This window comes from Janthinobacterium sp. LS2A (genome assembly GCF_036543145.1).
In the GTDB taxonomy this organism is placed as follows: domain Bacteria; phylum Pseudomonadota; class Gammaproteobacteria; order Burkholderiales; family Burkholderiaceae_D; genus Janthinobacterium; species Janthinobacterium aestuarii.
The window spans coordinates 271,030-289,836 of sequence record NZ_JAZHPB010000004.1 but is presented as its reverse complement, the minus strand read 5'-3'; the positions used below and the strand labels follow the sequence as shown (position 1 = coordinate 289,836).

The window sequence follows — 18,807 nt, the reverse complement described above, 5'->3', positions numbered from 1 at the left end:
AAAAAGCTCACCATAGGATTTCGCCAATTCCGCAATTCCAGACACTTTATGAGATGAGCTGCAGTCGGCGGTTAGCTCCGATAAAGGTCCCCTGCGGCTGGCCAGGTCACACTTACACAATATATAAAAATTCTACGCTCGATAGTTACTTCTGCTCGTCTAGCTCGGCAACTCGCCTATAGCTGTTCGCCATAGAGTAGAATTGGTTAGTCCTCTGACCAACGCGACCAAATGGATATTCCTGCTTTACGCGACCTACTTCGTCCTATCGTCGGCGATTTCAAAGATCACTGTACGAACACGTTTATACCGGAACGCTGCATTGAGTTAGGGCTACCAGTTCCGGACGACGTAGGCAGTAAGCGAGAACGATGGCACGCCGCTTTCGATGCTTTGGAAGATGTGGATGTCCCCCTCTTCGCACAAGAATTGGTCGACCGGGAGCACTTGAGTCCTCAAGTGCGTAATAACGTCCAAGACATCCTTTGGGGCGATACGCCAGTTGTTGTTATACCGAAACGGCACCGTCGCGACGTCGCACGTGCACTGCAATCACTCGTGCTCTTTCACCATTGGGATAGCTTTGCTCAACTGCTTAAAGATGTGTTTGTCATCTACGAGACAGTAAGCTGGGCATCTTTAAATGGCGAACCCACTGGAGTACTCGGAGAAATTTTTCGACATTTTGTCCGCAATGAAGAAGACGCCGACGTCGAATGGCTATTCGACTACCTGAATGCGTTTGATCTTTCTGACAATCGATTTAGTGTCTTTCTCAAAGGCCTCACCTCAGCAGATGTCCAAAGAGACATCGAGCACCAGATGTCTATCATAGCGGCGATGAACGTACCTCTTAAGGCATGTGGCGCAGAGATGCGTCACACAGACGAGCACGAAGGCTACCCTGTCTTCAACTTGGTAACTCTGCATACAACACTCACTCGGCCGAAAAACCTTATCTTCGCATCCTCCACCAAACCAGACATTCGTTTTCGAGACGCAGTAAACAACGACATCGAAATTGTGTCAAACGCAAACGACTGTCTCTTCTATGACAGGCCAATAGGCTTAGAAGGTCTGCGTTGGAAAGACTTGCAGCAATGGTGGGCCGATATGTCGATGGAAAAAGACCAGCAAGCTGCGAAAAAGACGTTGTACCAAAGACTATTATCTTGCTTGCCAAAATCTTCACCACCCCAGCGCTTACTGTTTACATCGTTCTACAGAGCATTCGGAAAGGAGATTCCCGATTTACCGGCGCTATTACCTGAGGTATGGCTGCACTGGGATCCTAAGACAGTGGCACAGCGTGGTGTGCACGCACTACTCAACCATCGTATGGACTTCCTTCTTCTTTTCCCTGGCGGTGCTAGAGTCGTAATTGAAGTTGACGGGGTTCAACACTACGCCGATGATACCTGCCGAGCTGACACGCGCCGGTATGCTAGATTGGCGGCAGGAGATCGGGAGCTCAAATTGGCAGGTTATGAGGTTTATCGATTTGGAGGGATTGAACTGCAATCCGCTGAGTCATCGATTATGGTTGAACAGTTCTTCAAAGCATTGTTTAGCCGCCATCACATCAAAGTGAACTAAGTTATGACCATTTCAGACGCCACGCGCCCATTACGACGTGGCCGCACCCCGCCCCCGCCTGCGCACGCCGCATTGAAGGAGGCCATCCTGGGCGAACTGCACGCCGCGCACGCGATCTGAGGCTGGCTCGCCGCCCCAGTGACAAGCCTTGCTATTCATGTTAGCTTGCCATGTCAAAAACAAACAGGCTGCTACGTGCATCGTCCTTTCCTTCCCGTCCTCGCCATCCTGGTCCTCATCCACAGCGCGGCGCACGCCGACGCGCCGGCCGACACAGGCCAGGCCGTCCACGTCAACAGCATTCGCAATCCGGAATTGAAATCCTACCGCGTGATGGCGGCCGGCCTCGATGCCTTTGACGAGTACCATGCACTGGCGCCCAAGGCGCGCGAAGTGCGCTTCCAGCTGATTCCCGGACCCGACGCTCCTGCGGACGCCATGCAGGACGTGACCTTGCGCATCGCCGGCAACGACACCACGATCACCGTGCCCCTGTCGGCCGATGGCAGTTTTGTGCTGCCCCGCAGCGCGCAAGCCGACAGCGAAGATGCGGACCTGGTCACCAACAGGAAGCAAGGCCAGTTCCGCTGGCAGGCCAGCGTCCGCAGCGACGGTGTGCCGCCCGGCATGCGCCGCCTGGGCGACTTGCGCCTGCAATGCCAGGTGATGGTCGCCATTGCAAAGAAAGAGACGCCCTTCTTGATACGCACCCTGGTCGCCACCAAGCTGCGCACCACCGACTGGTGTTCCGCCGACGCGCTCAAGATGGGCACGCACAGCGATCCGGCCATCGCCAGCGCCACCCTGCTCGATGGGGAGCGCCGCGTCGCGCTGCAGGTAAAAAATGGCGGCACGTCCTTCCTGGCGCCCGTGGGCGATACCCGCTATGCGGACGATACCCTGATCGAACTGGTGTACAAGGACACTGGCTATGCGCCGCCCGCATCGTTGTGACGTTTGCGTCCAGCCCCGTTCCATGTCAGCATACGCCACCTTGGCAACACGGATAAGGATCGCAATGCCCCCCACTCTTACGCGCGCGCCGGCGCTGGCACTGGCGCTGCTGCTGGCCGGCCCCGTCGCCCGGGCGCAGACGCCAGGTTGCGACATCTGCGCCACCTGGAACGCGGACCAGGCGCCGTTCCGCATCTTCGGCAATACCTATTATGTGGGCGTGAAAGGCCTCAGTTCCGTGCTGGTGACGTCGCCGCAGGGCCACGTGCTGGTCGACGGCGGCTTGCCGGAATCGGCACCCAAGATCATCGCCAATATCGCCGCCCTGGGCTTTCGCATCGAGGACGTGAAACTGATCCTCAATTCGCACGGCCATATCGACCATGCGGGCGGCCTGGCCGAACTGCAGCGGCGCAGCGATGCGCTGGTGGCGGCCAGCCCGTCGGCCGCGCTGGACCTGGCGTCGGGCGAAGTGGGCCCGGACGATCCGCAATACCACGCGCTGCCCAAGTACCCGCCCGTCAAGGACATGCGCCTGGCACGCGACGGCGGCCAGTTCAATGTCGGTCCCGTCAACGTGACGGCGCACGCCACGCCGGGCCACACGCCCGGAGGCCTGAGCTGGACCTGGCAATCGTGCGACGGCCCCCGCTGCCTGAACATGGTCTACGCGGACAGCCTCAACGCCGTCTCGCGTCCCGGCTTCAAGTTCAGCGCCAGCAGCGAGTATCCGAACGCGGTGGCGGACTTGCGCCACAGCTTCGAGACCCTGGAAAAACTGCCGTGCGACGTGCTGATCTCGGCCCACCCGGAAGCGTCCCAATTGTGGGAAAGGCTGGAAGCGAGCGCCACGGCCGGCAGCGAGGCGTTTGTCGACCCGCAGGCTTGCCGCGCCTATGTGGCGGCGGCGCGCACCGTGCTCGAGTCCCGGCTGGAGCAGGAAAAACAGCAGTGAGCTTGTCAACCGTGCACGCTGGCGCGGCGCCGATCTGCTACGCTGGCGGCTATCATTTATCACCTTAACCAGGAAATACCATGTTCACACTCGCCAGACTGATTCCCCTCGCCGCCATCGTCGCCATCACAGCCGGCTGCGCGCAAACGCCCGTGCGCAGCGATGCTGCCGCCGCCGCGCCTGGCGCCACCTCGCCCGCCAAGCCGGCGCCGAAGCTGACGGGCACGCAGTGGAAGCTGAAGGAATTGAAGGGCAAGCAAGTGGTGCGCAAGGCGCCCGAGCAGCGCGAAGTGACCCTGCAGCTGGCTGAAGGCCGCGCCAGCGGCAACAGCGGCTGCAACCAGATGATGGGCGGCTACACCAGCGATGGCGTCAGCACCTTGAACTTTGGACAGATGGCCGGCACCATGATGATGTGCCAGCCGCAGGACATGGACCTCGAGCGCCTGCTGCTGGCCACCTTGGGCGAAGTCAATGGCTACCGCTACGCCGACCAGGAATTGCTGCTGCTGAAGGATGGCGTGCCCGTGGCGCGGTATGAAGTGCTGACGGTGAAGTAAAACTGTGGGGTCAGTCGCTTCGCGATCGGAATCCGCCCTTTGGGGCGCATTCCCCCGTCGGGTCTGACCCCAGCACTAACTCTGGAGTCAAGCCCCTTCCGCCGCACCTAATCGTTGCGCATCTGCGCCTGCGATACATTGCTGTTAGCTGGCACGCTCTGCGTCAGCCACACATTCCCCCCGATAGTCGACCCCGCGCCGATGGTGATGCGCCCCAGCACAGTCGCGCCCGCGTAAATGACCACGTCGTCCTCGACGATGGGATGGCGCGGCGTGCCCTTGATCAGCGCACCGGAAGCATCCGCCGGAAAACGCTTGGCGCCCAGGGTGACGGCCTGGTACAGGCGCACCCGCTGGCCGATGATGGCCGTCTCGCCGATCACGACGCCCGTGCCGTGGTCGATGAAGAAGGAGGCGCCGATATGCGCGCCCGGGTGGATGTCGATGCCCGTCAGGGTGTGCGCGATATCGGCGATCAGGCGCGCAAGGAATGGCGCACCGAGCGCGTGCAGCTGGTGCGCCAGGCGGTGGTACAAAATGGCGATGGTGCCCGGATAGCACAGCATGATCTCGGCCACCGAGGTGGCGGCAGGGTCGCCTGCGTAGGCGGCCTGCACGTCCGATACGAGCAAGGCGCGGATATCGGGCAGGCTGGCGGCAAACGCGCGCGTGATGTCGCGCGCCTGCTGCGCCAGGGCTGCATCGTCATTGGCGCCGCCCTCTTCATCACCGGCCGGAACGGCGTGAGCCGGAGCCGAGAACAGCAAACCGCGCCGCACCTGTTCGCTGAGGCGGTTCAACGTGGTATTGAGCGTGTCGCCGACAAAGTAGTCGATGCTTTCATCCGTCAGGTTGGGCCGCCCGTAATGCGTGGGGAACAGGGCCGCCGACAGGCCGTTGACGATGGTGGTGAGCGCTTCGCGCGACGGTAGTTCGCGCACCCTGCCGTTATGGCGGATCTTGTGCTTGTCTTCGCGCGAGCTGCGCAAGGCCTGGATCACGGGCCCCAGGTTCCACTGGGCCGTGTCGTCGGCGGGCGCCGCGGGATAAATGCTGTGCATAGGTATCGCTTCCAGAAAACGGCGAACAAGCCGGGTCGCCCCAGCTTAGCGGCCAGGCACTGCGAATCAAACGAAGAATTCCAAGATTGTATATACGAAAAACGCATATGGGTGGCAAACAAAGCCGGCGCCAAACCCGATTGTTGCCACTAGCGTAAAATGACGGACTAACAAAAACACTGTTCAACATGACTAAATTATTAACATGGATTTTGGCGGGCCTGGCGATGGTCGGACCGCTTGCAATTGACACCTATCTGCCGTCGTTCCCCGCCATCGTGCAAGATTTCAATGCCAGCCCCCTGCTGGTGCAGCAAACCCTGAGCTTTTTCCTGTTCACGTTCGCCTTCATGATGCTGTTTTACGGCACCCTGTCCGACTCGTTCGGCCGCCGTCCCGTGATTCTCGTCTCGCTGGTGCTGTATGTGATCGCCTCCGTGGGCGCCGCGCTGGCGCCGTCGCTGGGCTGGCTGCTGGCCTGGCGCGTGCTGCAGGGACTCTCGGCGGGTGCCGGTTCCGTGATCGGCCGCGCCATCGTGCAAGACCGCTATTCTGGCGCCGCCGCGCAGAAAATCCTCTCGCACATCATGATGGTGTTCGCGCTGGCGCCGGCCATCGCACCCGTGCTGGGCGGCTGGCTGCAAGTGGGCCTGGGCTGGCGCTGGATATTCTGGTTCCTGACGGCGTTCGGCGTGCTGATGTTCGTCGTCGTCTGGCGCGCGCTGCCGGAAAGCTTGCCGAAGGAGCAGCGCCAAGCCTTCCACCTGGGCGACATCGCCGTCAATTACTGGAAAGTGCTGTGCCACCGCCAGTTCCTGCTGCTGTCGACGGCCATCGGCGCCGCCTTTGGCGGCTTCGCCCTGTACATCGGTTCGGCCGCCTACTTCATCATCAACATCCTGCACCTGCCGGAAACGGCATTCGCCTGGCTGTTCATTCCCCTGATCAGCGGCATGGTGTTCGGTTCGGCCCTGTCGGCGAAAATCGCCCACCGCTACAGCCAGCGCCAGATGATCTGGGCCGGTTTCATTTTGATGCTGGTGGCGGCGGCCGCCAACATCGGCTACAACTATGTCTTTGCCGCCGAAGTGCCGTGGGCCGTGCTGCCGCTGTTCTTCTACTCGTTCGCCCTGTCGATCGCCATGCCGCCGATGACCCTGATGGCCTTGAACCACTTCCCCAATAACAGCGGCCTGGCCTCGTCGATGCAGTCGTTCATCCAGATGCTGCTGTTCGCCCTCGTCTCGGGCCTGGTGGCGCCGCTGCTGTTCGACAGCGCCTTGAACCTGGCGTATGGCGTGATGGCGGGATTGCTGGTGAGTTTGGTTTGCTGGGTGTTTGCGCAAGGCAAAAGCGACGCGTAGGTCGGATTAGGCCCGGAGGGCCGTAATCCGACAACATTATTGGCGGGTGGCGTCGGATTACGCGCAAGCGCCAATCCGACCTACGGCCACGGCGCTGGCGTCACATCCAGGTACTGCGCCCCGCCCTGCTCCGGTTCCGCTTCATCCTTTTGCGACGGCTGGTTCAACGACCCCGCCGGCGAACGCAGACTCAATATCTCCTTGCGCGTCTCAACGAAGTCTGCCGAACTGAGCGGGTGCTGCTGGTCGGGCCAGTGGCTGACAGCCCACTCCTGCAAGGCTTCGAAACGCCGCCACAGTTCGGCGATGAATTCGCGGCGCGCTTCTTCCTGTTGCTCGGGCGTCTTGTCGGCGCCCTCCCCGATAGGTACTTGCATGGCTGCTCCCTGGCTGATCAATCGTCCTGCCAGCCTACGCAGGGGCAAGCCATGCGTCTGTTCGCGAACGAACAAAGAACTTATTCCGGCATCTTGCGAAAGCCCACGGCCAGGCGGTTCCAGGTATTGATGGAGCCGATGGCCAGGGTCACGTTGACCATTTCCGCCGGCGTCAATTGTTCCGCCAGCGCAGCATAATCTTCATCGGACGCGTGGTTCTGCGGCAGCAGAGTCAGCGCTTCCGTCCAGGCCAGCACGGCCCGCTCGCGCGGCGTGAAGAACGGCGTTTCGCGCCAGACGGACACGGCATACAGGCGGCGCTCCGTTTCGCCCGCCTTGCGCGCGTCGCTCGTGTGCATGTCCACGCAAAAGGCGCAGCCATTGATTTGCGAAGCGCGCAGGCGGATCAGCTCGAGCAGCGAGTGTTCGACGCCCAGCTTGGCGATCGCCGCTTCCAGCGCGTACATGGCCTTGATGGCATCGGGCGAGGCTTGCATGAAATCGAGTCGTTGCTGTGTCATGATGGCATTCCTTGATAAAGTAGAGATGCATCATTGTAGAAGCGCAAGAAGTACGTGCGGCAGGCCAATCTCCCCGAAAAACAGCAGACCACCAGCAGACACACCATGGAATTACATATCCTGATCGACGGCACGCGCGACCTGGGCGGCCAGCTGTACCGCCAGCTCAGCGAAGCCATCCGCTCGGGCCGGCTGACGGATGGCCAGCAATTGCCGCCCTCGCGCCTGCTGGCCAGCCAGCTGGGCCTGTCGCGCAAGACGGTGTCCGACGTGTATGACAAGCTCGGCTATGAAAAACTGCTGGTCGGCAAAGTGGGCGTGGGCAGCTTCGTGCAGACGCCGCACGCCTCGCCGCAGCGCCGCCACGCCAGCGCGCCGCTGGCCAGCGCGCAGCGCATCGCCCGCTGGGAAGCGACGCCCACGCCCTTGCGCCGCGCCAGCCAGGAAACGCCGGCGCGCTACGCCTTCATCGGCGGACGTGCCACGCCCGCGCACTTCCCGCAGGATGAATGGCGCGCCTGCATGCTGCACGCGCTGCGCCAGGGTGGCCAGGCGCGCGGCCGTTATGGTCCTGTGGAAGGCTTGCCCGCCTTGCGCGCGGCGATCGCCGGCCATGCCGCCTTCAGCCGCGGCATCCATTGCACAGAAGAACAGGTGCTCGTCACCAGCGGCGCACAGCAAGCTTTGCACCTGCTGGCGCAAACCTTGCTGGAACCGGGCGACACGGTTGCCGTGGAAGAACCCGGCTACCCGGTGGCGCGCGCCGTGTTCGCCAGCCAGGGCGCGCGCGTAGTGGGCATCGAAGTGGACGAGGATGGCCTGATCGTCGGGCAAATTCCGGACGGCACGCGGCTGATCTATGTCACGCCCGCGCATCAATTCCCGCTGGGTATGCCGATGAGCATGGCGCGCCGTCACGCCCTGCTGGAGCGGGCGCAGCAGCTGGGCGCCATCATCATCGAGGACGATTACGACAGCGCGTTCCGCTACGAGGGCCGGCCCGAGGATGCGCTGCAAAGCATGGACCGCTACGGCATCGTCGCGCACGTGGGCAGCTTTTCCAAGATCATGCTGCCGGAACTGCGGCTCGGCTATGTGGTGCTGCCGCAAGCCATCGTGGCCGCCGTGCAGACGGTAAAATACCTGAGCGATTGCCATACGGCCAGCCTGGGCCAGCATGCGCTGGCCAAGTTCATCGGCGACGGCCATTTGCTGCGCCACATCCGGCGCTGCCACGATATCTATGCGGGGCGGCGCGAGCGTCTGCTGCACTGGTTCAACGGTCCGCTGGCGCCGTGGTTCCGCCTGGTGCCGGCCAGCGCCGGCTTTCACGTGGCGGCCCTGGCCCAGGCGCCGCTCGATATCGCCGAATTGCAGCGCCGCGCGCGCCAGGCCGACATCAGCCTGTATGCGCTGGCCAGCTTTTACCATGGCCCCGCCCGCCATGAAGGCCTGTTCCTCGGCTATGGCGCCATCGACAAGCTCGATATCGACACGGCGCTGGCCAAGGTGCTGGCGATCCTGCAGGAAATAGCGCCCGTATCCGTCAGCGCGGCTGCCAGCGGTAGTGTCCGGTAATCGGATAGCTGAACAGAATATTCTCCTCGCGCGCGCCCTCGCCGATGTTGTGGATGATGAGCGGCACGCCGCCCCACGACTGTTTGTCGCTGACGATGCCGATGTGCGTGAGGTTGCCCGGCAAGCGCCACGTGACGATGTCGCCCGCGCGGTAGGCGTTCGCCTCCTTGCTTGGCGGCAGGCTGGTGCCGTGGCGGGCAAAGTAGGTGCCCAGGTTCGGCACGCGGCGGTGGTCGATATTGCGGTCCGGTCCCTTCATCTGCCAGCGTCCCTGCTGCTGGTACACCTGCCACGCCTTGCGCATGTCTTCGTGTACGAGCACCTGCAAATCCTGCCCCAGCTGACGGTAAGCGCGCACGACCACGTCCGTGCACACGCCCCGCTCGAGCGGCACGTCGCCGCCCGGATAGGCGAGCCGTTCGTAGCGCGGATCGTACTGCACGGTCACGCCCACCTGCTTGCGGGCGGCGGCGACGAGCGCTTGCGGAGTGGCAGGGACTGCCGAGGCCAGCATGGGCGCCAGGGCAAGCAACAGGGTGGAGAGCAGTTTGGTCGGCATCAACGTCGGTATTCAGATGGAAATGTCAACTTTACCTCAGTGGCAAGGAAAACGCCGTACGCTTAAACTGCCGCCAGCTGCGCCAGGTGGCCAGGGAAATCCACGGCCGTGCCAGCCGCATTGACGGTGTCGAAGTAATCATGCCAGCCCGTGCCGGCGATGCCCGCCAGCAAGGCGTCCAGTGCCGCCCCGTCCGGGAAGCGCCAGACGGCATAGAATTGCTGGGCAGCCGCATGCAGCTTGCCGTCATCGATGGCGCCCATGGCCAGCGCTTCGGCGCCCATGCCGGACAAGGCCGCCATGCCGGCGCCGACCGTGTCGAAATACGCCTGGCGCGCGACGCCATCGAGGGCCAGCCAGGCCGGTTTCGGGCTGTACAGTTCTAACAGATAATGCATGTTTTCCTCCCAAGAATTAAGAAAGCGAGCGCTGGGCGCGCTTGCAGATGCGTTGCGTGGCAGCGGCAGGGGTTTCCTGCAGCCATTGCCCGCACAGGCTGCGCACCCAGTCCGGCTGGCTCTTGGCCGCATCGTTGAGCCAGTTGGCCACGGAATCCTGCACGTAGATGGCCGGGTCGGCGCGCAAAGGCTGCAGCACGGGCAAGGCCAGCTGCGGTTGCGCCTTTAACCGGGCGATATGCGCGCACCACACGCCGCGCGGACGCAGCGCTTCGCAGGCAAAGCGGCGCACTCTTTCCGACGGATCCGCCGTCCACGGCGCCAGCAAGGTGATTGCCTCGTCAAGATGCGCCGCCAGATGGGGACGCAGCGCCAGCCAGGCCCATTCACGCACGCCGAAGTGGCCATCGTCGGCCAGCAGCCGCATGGCGGCCAGCCGCTGCGGCAAGCTCAATCCAGCCTGGGCGGCGATGGCAAAGCAGACCCAGCCGCGTACCGTGTCGGATGGGTGGGCTTGCAGCACAGCCAGATCGGCCTTGGCGTCCAGCAGCAATTGCGCCGCCAGCGCCATGCGCCTGGTGATGCCGTCTGCCGCCTGCGCGCGCATCTGCTCCAGGCGGGCGGCGCCAATACCGGGCACGGCCGCGGCCAGCAGCTGGGCGAAATCGATGGCCAGCCCTTCCGTCAGGGTGGCGCTGGGCACATTGCCCCCGTTCAGCAGGGCCAGGCGCGCGGGCGCGATGTCGGCGATGCCGCGGCTCATGCGGCACCCCGGTCCGTCTTGCGCCAGGCTTTTTCCAGCAGCGCACTCAATAGCTGCATTTCTGCCGGCGTGAAATCGGCAAACAGGCTGGCGATCCACTGCGCGTGCTCATCGACCAGGGTCGCGGCGGCGGCTTCTCCCTTGGCGCTCAGGCGCACCAGCAGCTTGCGCCGATCAAGCTGGTCAGGATGGCGCGCGAGGAAACCGTCGCGTTCCAGGCCGTCGAGCAAGCCCGTGATGGTGCCGCGCGTCACGCCTGCCCGCTCGGCCAGTTCGTGCGGCGAAAGTCCGTCGGGCACGTCGCGCAACAGAGACAGCAGCACAAATTTCCCTTCCGACAAGCCATGCCGGCCCAGGCGCACAGCGCAATCGCCATCGATGGCGGACGCCAGGCCCAGCACTTCAAAGCACAGGCGCAAGCGTCCGATCGATGCCTGCGTGTCCGCGCCGAGCGCGCGGCGCTGCACGTCACCGAGCAAGGCCGTGTATTTCTGTTCGAGTTTTATCATATGGCGCAATATAATATGGCGCCATATTAAATGTCAAATGGAAAACCGTGCTGGTTTTCCTGCCGGCTCAAAGGCGGGCTTTGTCCCTCGCCCACGCGACGATGGCATTGGCATCGATGGCGCCCGGCTGGCGCGCCACCTCCACGCCTCTACGGAACAGGGCCAGGGTGGGAATGCTGCGGATATTGAAACGGCTGCCCAGGTCTGGCGACGCTTCCGTATTCACCTTGACGACGCGAAACGCCGGCTCCAGGGTCTTGGCGGCTTGCACATAGAATGGCGCCATGCTGCGGCACGGGCCGCACCACGGCGCCCAGAAGTCGACCAGCACGGGAATGTCGCTGCGTTCGATATGCTTGAGGAAACGGGCGCTGGCCAGGTCCACGGGCTGGCCCGTGAATAAATCCTTCTGGCACTTGCCGCAAGTGGGCTGTTCCGCGAGCCGCGCGGCGGGCAGGCGGTTGACGGCGTCGCAATGGGGGCACACGATGTGCAGGGAGTCTGGCGTGGTGGTCATGGCATTCCTGGAAAGCATAGCGTCAAGTTGACAGCTATTCTACGGGGAATTGCCGCGCGCCGCAGGCAGGCTGCGGCGCTTGTCACGCTTACAGGAACAGCGAGGCGGCGATGGCCCACATGACGAGGGCAATGATGCCGTCGAGCACGCGCCAGGCCATGGGCTTGGCAAACACGGGCGCCAGGTAGCGGGCGCCAAAGCCCAGCAGGAAGAACCACAGGGCCGATGCCATGATGGCGCCGCCGGCGAAGTAGAAGCGTCCCACGCCTTCATGCTGGCCGCCGATCGAGCCGAGCAGGATGACCGTGTCGAGGAAGGCGTGCGGGTTCAGCAGGCTGAACGCCAGCGCCGCGCCGATCACGGCCCAGTAGCCTTCGGGCGACTTGGCGGCCGACACCGTCAGGGCCGTTGGGCGCCAGGCGGACTTCGCCGCGCGCAAGCCGTAGGCGATCAGGAACGTGGCGCCGCCGGCCTTGGCCCACAGCAGGAAATTCGGGTTGTCGGCGATGAAGGTGCCCATGCCGGCCACGCCGGCCGTGATCAACATCGCGTCGCACACGAGGCAGACCAGGATACAGGTGAGCACGTAGTGGCGCTTCAAGCCCTGTTTGAGCAAAAAGGCGTTTTGCGTGCCGATGGCCACGATCAGGCTCGCGCCGAGCCCCATGCCTTTCAAGAAGATTGCGCTGTCCATATCGATTCCTTTATTGCTTTCCATCACGCGCACGGCCGCCCACGCTCTGCCGGCAAAGGCAAAGTCATCAGAGGTAGGTGGAGGGTGGTGCGGAACCAGGAGGACCGCGCGGCAGAGTGGAGTTGTTACCCTATTTCAACAGTGTAAAGAAAAAGTAAATATAAGTATAATGAATGATTCTAACCATATATAAGAGAAACTTATGCGTGTCGTCGATTACCGTGGATTGGCCGCCCTCGACGCCGTGATCGGACTGGGCAGCTTTGAAAAGGCCGCGCAGGCGCTGGCGATCAGCCAGCCGGCCGTGTCGCAGCGCATCCGCACCCTGGAAAATCTGGAAGGCACTCTGCTGATCATCCGCAGCCATCCGCCCCTGCCGACGGAAGCGGGCCAGCGCCTGATCGCCCATTACCGGCAAGTCAAGCTGCTCGAAGCGGCGCTCGACGCCCAGCCCGGCCCCACCACGCAATTGCCGGCGCTGGCCATCGCCGTCAACGCCGACAGCGCCGCCACCTGGATTCCGGAAGCGCTGGGGCCGCTGCTGTTGCCGCCGTCGTGCCTGCTCGATATCCGCCTCGACGACCAGGACCACACCCTGAGCCAGCTGCGCGAAGGGCGCGTGTTTGCCTGCGTCACCAGCGCCAACGACCTGGTGGCCGGCACCACGGCCACGCCGCTGGGCGGCATGCGCTACCTGTGCGTGGCCTCGCCCGTGTTCGCGCAGCAGTGGTTTCCCCATGGCTTTACGGTGGAGGCCGTCAGCCAGGCGCCCGCCATCACGTTTGGCAGCAAGGATGCGCTGCACGAGCGCTACCTGCAGCACCGGCTCGGCTACACGGGCCGCTATCCGCACCATGTGCTCGGTTCTGCGCGCGACTTCGTACGCTTCATCGAAGCGGGCTATGCTTATGGCATGGTGCCTTTGCTGCAGGCAGAAACGGCGCTGGCCGCCGGCCGGCTCATCGACGTGGCGGCCGGGCAAGCGCTCGACGTGCCCCTGACCTGGCATGCCTGGGATATCCAGACGCCCCTCACGCGCACGCTGTCGGACGCCGTCATCGCCACGGCGCGCAAATGGCTGTTACAGGATTGATTGACGCATGCAACATTTATCTATACTAGAGAGCAACTTCCCCGTGTGCGCCCTGCCCAGCCTGGCCTACACTGCAAGCATCATCCACCACCATCGGGAGCCAGCATGACGATCCTGCGCACCACCCTGTTCGGCGTGCTGGCGGCCATCCCGCTCGCTGCCGGCCTGGCCGCCTGCTCGCCCTTGACCGCCATCAATGCCTTGTCGTCCGGCAGCGCCTCGCAAGTGACGCGGGGCCTGGCCTACGGCCCCCTGCCACGGCAGAAGCTCGATGTGTATGCCCCAAAGACCCGCACGGGACCCGTGCCCGTCGTGGTGTTCTTTTATGGCGGTAACTGGACGACGGGCGAACGCGCCGACTATGCCTTCGTCGGCCACGCGCTCGCTGCGCGCGGCTACATGGCCGTGATCGCCGATTACCGGCTGTATCCGGACGTGCACTACCCCGAGATCTTGCAGGATGCGGCCCGCGCCGTGGCCTGGGCCGCGATGGAATCGCGCCGCCATGGGGGCGACCCGACGCGCCTGTTCGTCATGGGCCATAGCGCCGGCGCCTACAATGCGGCCATGCTGGCGCTCGACGCCAGCCTGCTGGCGCGCCACGGCATGCGTCCGCACGACTTGCGGGGCTGGATAGGCCTGGCCGGCCCCTATGATTTCCTGCCCATCGAAAACACCACGACCCGGCCCGTCTTTTTTTACCCGGACACGCCCGCCGCTTCGCAGCCCATCCACCATGTGACGGCCGACGCCCCGCCCGCCCTGCTAATCGCCCCGCTGCCCGGCAAGGACAAGCTGGTCAATCCGCAACGCAACACGGGCGGCCTGGCCAGCGCCTTGCGGGCGCTGCACCGGCCCGTGACGGAAACCTATTTCGACCACGTGGGCCACGCCACCCTGGTCGCCACGCTGGCCGGCCCCTTGCGCAGGCTGGCACCCACCCTGGATGCCGTCAGCGCCTTCATCGATGCGAACAGCGGGACCGGGAGCGGTGACGCGGCCTCGTCCGCAGTCTTGTCCGCGGTCTTGTCCAATACAGCCTTGCCGGCAGGCATAGCCTTGCAGCCTCACGTATCTGGCGCGGCCATGCCGGCGCCTGAGCCGCACGCCTACGACAAAACGCCCGCCCCGTGAAGGGCGGGCGTTCTGCCTGAACCAATACGCACGATACCGCGTGCCGTCTGGCCGCATAGCAAGGCTCGGCCCTCGCGATGCGGCTCAGCTGCAAGCAGCCTCGTGCTTACTCTTTGCGGCTGGCGCCGCTCTTGCTTTGTGCAGAGCCCGCTTGCGAGGCGCTGCCGCTGGCCGAGCCTTCGCTGCCGGCCGACTGCTGGCTGCCCTGGTGGCTGGCGCTTTGCAGGCTTTGACCGTCACGGCTTTGCGCACCACGTTGCTGGTCGCGGTTGGCGCCGTTTTGCTGATAAGCCTGGAACGGTTCAGCCATGCGCTGCATCGCTTCCTGCTGCTTGCGCACGTTTTTCTCCGTTTCTTCCGAAGCGGTGCGGGCCACTTCTTCGGCCAGGGCCTTGGCGGTACGGCTCGTTTCATTCACATGACGCTCTGCCACATTGGCCAGTTCGACCTGCGTATCGGCGGCCAGGCGCGACACCTGTTGCTGGTACTTGCGCAATTGCTCGGCGGCTGGCTGGCCCGATGCGGCAGCCACCTGGAACGCATCTTCAGCGCGCTCGACCGTCAGCAGGTTCTGGCTGGTGACCGTGGTTTCTTCCAGCAAGCCTTGCGCCAGTTGCATATTCAGGTCACTGAACTGCTGCATCGATTGAAACAGCGACTTCGACAGGCCATTGAAGAAAGCCAGTTGTGCTTCCAGGTGGTTTTTGGCGGCGGGGGTAACACTACGGGAATATGGATACATGGAGTTCCTCATTAAATAGCGGTTGGGTGGACATATGGCGGCACCACCGGCTGTCGAACGGATAGGCAGACGGCCGGGCTACGCCACGAAACGCGAAAAAACATATCCGGTTGGTGGGAAGATGCTTTGCAACGCGAGTCCCAAGGCTACGTGAGCACCACAGGTGAGGGATGATCTGGATCAAAGGTGCGCCAGGCAGCGCAGAAAGTTTGTACTGGACAGCCTGCCCTTGGCAAACGTCAGTAACAGAGGGGGAAATTTGTGCCAGGCAGGCTCAGCCAACGGCGCCCGTGCCTGGCACGACGGGCTTGTAGCCATGGCTGCGCAGCGAGGCTTCCAGCCAGCGGTTGCCATACCAGCCACGCGCCAGCAGGTAACTGAGTTCCGCGCCGGCCATCAGCAGCATCATCGGGCCGATGCGCATTCCGGTGGCGAGATGACTGCCAAACCACAGGCAGGCATCCATCGCCAGCATGAGCAGCAACAGCCACCAGCGGCGCTTGGCGACGGCCCAGAACGAGCCCAGGAACAGGGCCGGCCAGGAAAAACCCGCTTTGACGTAGGCATAGCGGCCGGCATCGTCGGCAAACAGGGTGGCGCTGTGCTTCATGCTGCTCTCTTCAGGTAATGCCCGGCGTCAAGACTCGGGACGGTGGCAGACGGCTTCGACATTGTGGCCATCGGGCCCCAGCACGAAAGCGCCATAGTAATTCGGGTGGTACAGGGCGCGGATGCCTGGCGCGCCATTATCCTTGCCGCCCGCTTCCAGCGCGGCCTTGTAGAATGCGTCCACCTGGGCACGGTTGTCCGCCGCGAAGGCCAGATGCATGCCGGCATGCGGCTTGTCGCCCACGCCGAACCAGAAATCGGGCTTGCCATCCTTGCCCATGCCAACCCAGCCCTGCTCTTCCATCACCACCGATACGCCCAGTGGCGCCAGGGCGGCCGAAAAGAAGGCCTTGCTGGCCTGTGCATCGCTGACATTCAAACCGATGTGATCAAGAATCATGGTGGCGCTCCCTGGAGGTAGTGGAATAGAAAATACAGTATGCGCCAATATTGCTTTTTAGGCAATCACGACTGTATATCCGCCGCAGTTACTCCAGGAAGCGCCATGCGCCAGCCTAGCGCAGGTTGCCCGTATGGCCGAGCGAATAGCGGCCCGGCTGCGGCCACACGGTCAGGCCGTGCGGCTCCTGGCCGACTTTGACCTTGGCAACGTCGCCGCTGTTCGTATCGATGCGGTAGACCACGTCGTCGAAACGGCCGGACAGCCACAGATATTTGCCGTCGGCGGACACATTGCCCATGTCGGGACTGCCGCCACCGGGAATCGGCCAGTTCGACACGACTTTTTCCGTCGCGAAATCGATCACGCTGACGCTGCCCTTGCCCTTCGGCTTGCCGTGGATACGGTGCGTGCCGCGGTTGGCCACGTATAACTTTTTGCCGTCACGGCTAGGGTACAGGCCGTGCGCGCCCACGCCCGTCTGGATGAAGCCGATTTCCTTCAGGGTGGCGCCATCAACGATGTGCACGCCGTCGGCGTCCATGTCGGCGATAAAGAATTTCTTGCCATCCGGCGAGATCCGTATGTCTTGCGGCATGCCCTTCTTGACGCTGCAGATTTCATTCGCCGGGCCGCCCACAGGACCGGACTCGGCAAAGCGCTTGGCCGGCATCTGCAATTTCAGGTAGCCGTCGACCTTGCGGCCCACCAGATCGATCTTGGCGATGGTGCCGTCGAACTCGCAGGTGAACATGGCGTAGCGGCCGTCATTCGAAAAGTCCGCATGGTTGATGCCGCCGCACTGGGGCGTGTCGATCGAATACTGCACGGCCATGGTCTTCGGATCGCGGAAATCGAGGCGGTGGCGCGCTTCGGCCACGACGATGGCGGACTTGCCGTCCGGCGTGTAGTACATATTGTAGGGGTCATCGACGGGCACTTCCTTGCCCGGCTTGCCCGTCAACGGGTCGATTGGCGTCAAGCTGCCCTTGTCCGTGCGCTCGGCATTGTTCGCCACCCACAGGGTGCGCAAGTCCCACGACGGCACGACGTGCTGCGGGCCGCTGCCGACCTTGAACTTGTCGACCACTTTCAGGCTCTCCTGGTCGATCACGTACACATCGTTCGAGCGCAGATTGGGCACGTAGACCCGGCGCAAATGATCCTTGACGACGGGGCTCATATTGCTGCTGGCGATGCTGCCGTACACGTTTTTCGGATCCACCAGCGGCGGCATGCCCGGCAGCGGCGAATAGGCGGCGGCCGGCGCTACGGCGGCCGGGGCCGGCGTGCTGGCGCCGATGACCTGGCTGGCCACGCCCAGGCCGGCCAGTGCGGCAGCCAGGGCGGACAAGGTGACGATGGTGCGTCGTTGAGATTTTTTCATGTAATTTCGCGTCGTTTCGTTGCAAAAGCCGGAAGTTCAGCACTTCCAGCGGAATTATTTAGTACGTTGCAGCAGCTGCTTGATGGCGGCCACCGACGTGTCCACCTGCAGCTTGATACCGATCTGGCCCAGTTCAGCCGTCGCCCGCGAGGCGTCGCCACGCACGCCGTCCGCCACGCCGGGCTTCGGTCCGTGCGCCATGGCCACGCTGCGCACCAGCGACGGGTCCGTCGCCAGCATCAGCGCCGCGTCCGCCAAGCCCGCATGCAGGCCGATCTCGGCGCTGCTGTGGCCGCGCTTTTGCAGCTCGGCAATGTAGGCCGATTGCGTGATGTCATAGTAGTCGAGCAAGGCGTAAGCACGCGCATCCTTGGCGGTGGCGGCTTTGCCCCAGGCACGGTTGAGCTTGTTGGCCACGTTCTGCTCGTTTTTTTGATAGCCGCCATGGTCGCCGAGGAAGATGATGTCGCGGAAACCATGCTGGCGCAGGCTGGCGGCCGCCCCCTCCAGCACGGCTTCGAAGGCGGCGGGCGGTATCGAGATCGTACCGGCAAAGCGCATGTGGCCGGCCGGCGGAACAATCGCGCCTTCGGGCACATAGGAAACGACGGGCGCGACAATGGTGTTGCCCAGCTTTTGCGCAATCTGCCGCGCCAGCAGCCCGGCGCGCACATTGTGCTTGCCCAGCGCAATATACGGCCCGCTCTGCTCGACGCCGCCTATCGGCACCAACACGGTCGTGGCGCCGTGGTCGATACGGCTGCGCAACTCCGTGCTCGTCAGCTCTTCCAGCATGACGCTGCTGCTGGCGGGCGCAGCCGCCATCACGGACGCGGCTGGAATCAGGCAGAACAGGGTCAGGGCAAACAGGGAGCCGAGTGGCTGGGACCGACTCGATGGCGCGCAAGGCGCAAGAGGTACATTCGGCAGGGGGAACTGCAGAGTCATAAGCAAACATCTTTCCGAGGTCAAAGGCGCCGTGCCCGGCATTGCCAGGCAAGCTGGCTGCCACGCAAGAATTGTATTCCATCATGAG

22 protein-coding genes are annotated in these 18,807 nt (G+C 63.3%); 8 read left to right on the top strand and 14 right to left on the bottom strand.

All coding sequences use genetic code 11. The features are described from left to right. The first annotated feature begins 231 nt into the window (after positions 1-231). The 4 genes from V3C40_RS14090 to V3C40_RS14075 all read left to right on the top strand — a co-directional run bounded on the left by V3C40_RS14090 (position 232) and on the right by V3C40_RS14075 (position 4,065). Positions 232-1,596 carry a hypothetical protein gene (locus tag V3C40_RS14090; protein ID WP_331777753.1) on the top strand — a complete coding sequence of 455 codons (1,365 nt, stop codon included), beginning with the start codon at positions 232-234 and terminating at the stop codon, positions 1,594-1,596. A gap of 195 nt (positions 1,597-1,791) precedes the next feature. After that, positions 1,792-2,550 (top strand): hypothetical protein, encoded by a 759-nt coding sequence (locus V3C40_RS14085; protein ID WP_331777752.1) that lies wholly within the window; start codon positions 1,792-1,794, stop codon positions 2,548-2,550. A gap of 64 nt (positions 2,551-2,614) precedes the next feature. After that, the gene (gene bla, locus V3C40_RS14080) at positions 2,615-3,505 is read left to right on the top strand and encodes a subclass B3 metallo-beta-lactamase (protein WP_331777751.1); all 891 of its coding nucleotides are present in this window, start codon (positions 2,615-2,617) and stop codon (positions 3,503-3,505) included. 80 nt (positions 3,506-3,585) lie between these two features. After that, positions 3,586-4,065 carry an META domain-containing protein gene (locus V3C40_RS14075; protein WP_051991848.1) on the top strand — a complete coding sequence of 160 codons (480 nt, stop codon included), beginning with the start codon at positions 3,586-3,588 and terminating at the stop codon, positions 4,063-4,065. Positions 4,066-4,172: 107 nt separating this feature from the next. Here the strand turns inward: V3C40_RS14075 and epsC are convergent, their stop codons facing one another. After that, positions 4,173-5,126, bottom strand: a complete 954-nt coding sequence (gene epsC, locus V3C40_RS14070; protein ID WP_331777750.1) for a serine O-acetyltransferase EpsC — start codon at positions 5,124-5,126, stop codon at positions 4,173-4,175. A 188-nt stretch (positions 5,127-5,314) separates the two neighbouring features. Between epsC and V3C40_RS14065 the strand changes: the two genes are divergently transcribed. Next, positions 5,315-6,490, top strand: coding sequence for a multidrug effflux MFS transporter (locus V3C40_RS14065; RefSeq protein WP_072454685.1), 1,176 nt, complete (start codon positions 5,315-5,317; stop codon positions 6,488-6,490). Positions 6,491-6,570: 80 nt separating this feature from the next. On the opposite strand, the gene V3C40_RS14060 is transcribed toward V3C40_RS14065, so the two are convergent. Both V3C40_RS14060 and V3C40_RS14055 read right to left on the bottom strand, forming a co-directional pair. Next, positions 6,571-6,867, bottom strand: coding sequence for a hypothetical protein (locus V3C40_RS14060; protein ID WP_051991917.1), 297 nt, complete (start codon positions 6,865-6,867; stop codon positions 6,571-6,573). A gap of 80 nt (positions 6,868-6,947) precedes the next feature. Continuing rightward, positions 6,948-7,388, bottom strand: coding sequence for a carboxymuconolactone decarboxylase family protein (locus V3C40_RS14055; RefSeq protein ID WP_072454686.1), 441 nt, complete (start codon positions 7,386-7,388; stop codon positions 6,948-6,950). 105 nt (positions 7,389-7,493) lie between these two features. Here V3C40_RS14055 and pdxR point away from each other — a divergent pair, with 105 nt between their 5' ends. Beyond that, on the top strand, positions 7,494-8,966 hold the full coding sequence (gene pdxR / locus V3C40_RS14050) for a MocR-like pyridoxine biosynthesis transcription factor PdxR (protein WP_072454687.1): 1,473 nt from the start codon (positions 7,494-7,496) through the stop codon (positions 8,964-8,966). On the opposite strand, the gene V3C40_RS14045 is transcribed toward pdxR, so the two are convergent. The 6 genes from V3C40_RS14045 to V3C40_RS14020 all read right to left on the bottom strand — a co-directional run bounded on the left by V3C40_RS14045 (position 8,935) and on the right by V3C40_RS14020 (position 12,406). Further along, complete coding sequence (locus V3C40_RS14045; protein WP_072454688.1) at positions 8,935-9,525, bottom strand: DUF1287 domain-containing protein; 591 nt, start codon at positions 9,523-9,525, stop codon at positions 8,935-8,937. The two genes, pdxR and V3C40_RS14045, sit on opposite strands and share 32 nt — an antisense overlap. Before the next feature lie 62 nt (positions 9,526-9,587). Continuing rightward, positions 9,588-9,923, bottom strand: a complete 336-nt coding sequence (locus tag V3C40_RS14040; RefSeq protein ID WP_331777749.1) for a DUF6616 family protein — start codon at positions 9,921-9,923, stop codon at positions 9,588-9,590. Between the two features lie 16 nt (positions 9,924-9,939). Continuing rightward, a complete protein-coding gene (locus V3C40_RS14035; protein WP_331777748.1) occupies positions 9,940-10,686 on the bottom strand; it encodes a HEAT repeat domain-containing protein in 747 nt (248 codons plus the stop codon). Further along, positions 10,683-11,192, bottom strand: a complete 510-nt coding sequence (locus tag V3C40_RS14030; protein ID WP_331777885.1) for a MarR family winged helix-turn-helix transcriptional regulator — start codon at positions 11,190-11,192, stop codon at positions 10,683-10,685. The genes V3C40_RS14035 and V3C40_RS14030 overlap by 4 nt, the downstream gene beginning before the upstream one ends. Before the next feature lie 70 nt (positions 11,193-11,262). Next, the gene (gene trxC, locus V3C40_RS14025) at positions 11,263-11,712 is read right to left on the bottom strand and encodes a thioredoxin TrxC (protein ID WP_072454692.1); all 450 of its coding nucleotides are present in this window, start codon (positions 11,710-11,712) and stop codon (positions 11,263-11,265) included. Between the two features lie 88 nt (positions 11,713-11,800). After that, positions 11,801-12,406 carry a LysE/ArgO family amino acid transporter gene (locus V3C40_RS14020; protein ID WP_034757131.1) on the bottom strand — a complete coding sequence of 202 codons (606 nt, stop codon included), beginning with the start codon at positions 12,404-12,406 and terminating at the stop codon, positions 11,801-11,803. Between the two features lie 202 nt (positions 12,407-12,608). Between V3C40_RS14020 and V3C40_RS14015 the strand changes: the two genes are divergently transcribed. Next, positions 12,609-13,499: a LysR family transcriptional regulator ArgP gene (locus V3C40_RS14015; protein WP_072454693.1), complete on the top strand. Its 891-nt coding sequence runs from the start codon at positions 12,609-12,611 to the stop codon at positions 13,497-13,499. 105 nt (positions 13,500-13,604) lie between these two features. Beyond that, positions 13,605-14,633: an alpha/beta hydrolase gene (locus V3C40_RS14010; RefSeq protein WP_081368209.1), complete on the top strand. Its 1,029-nt coding sequence runs from the start codon at positions 13,605-13,607 to the stop codon at positions 14,631-14,633. 106 nt (positions 14,634-14,739) lie between these two features. Here V3C40_RS14010 and phaP read toward each other — a convergent pair whose 3' ends face one another. From phaP to V3C40_RS13985, 5 genes are all read right to left on the bottom strand, one after another. Next, positions 14,740-15,375 (bottom strand): TIGR01841 family phasin, encoded by a 636-nt coding sequence (phaP, locus tag V3C40_RS14005; protein ID WP_034757122.1) that lies wholly within the window; start codon positions 15,373-15,375, stop codon positions 14,740-14,742. Positions 15,376-15,649: 274 nt separating this feature from the next. Continuing rightward, a complete protein-coding gene (locus V3C40_RS14000) occupies positions 15,650-15,985 on the bottom strand; it encodes a hypothetical protein (RefSeq protein WP_051991844.1) in 336 nt (111 codons plus the stop codon). A gap of 27 nt (positions 15,986-16,012) precedes the next feature. Further along, a complete protein-coding gene (locus tag V3C40_RS13995; protein ID WP_081368210.1) occupies positions 16,013-16,384 on the bottom strand; it encodes a VOC family protein in 372 nt (123 codons plus the stop codon). A gap of 115 nt (positions 16,385-16,499) precedes the next feature. Continuing rightward, the gene (locus V3C40_RS13990) at positions 16,500-17,771 is read right to left on the bottom strand and encodes a YncE family protein (RefSeq protein WP_331777747.1); all 1,272 of its coding nucleotides are present in this window, start codon (positions 17,769-17,771) and stop codon (positions 16,500-16,502) included. 54 nt (positions 17,772-17,825) lie between these two features. Beyond that, positions 17,826-18,596, bottom strand: coding sequence for a creatininase family protein (locus V3C40_RS13985; protein WP_442907268.1), 771 nt, complete (start codon positions 18,594-18,596; stop codon positions 17,826-17,828). Positions 18,597-18,807: the final 211 nt, after the last annotated feature.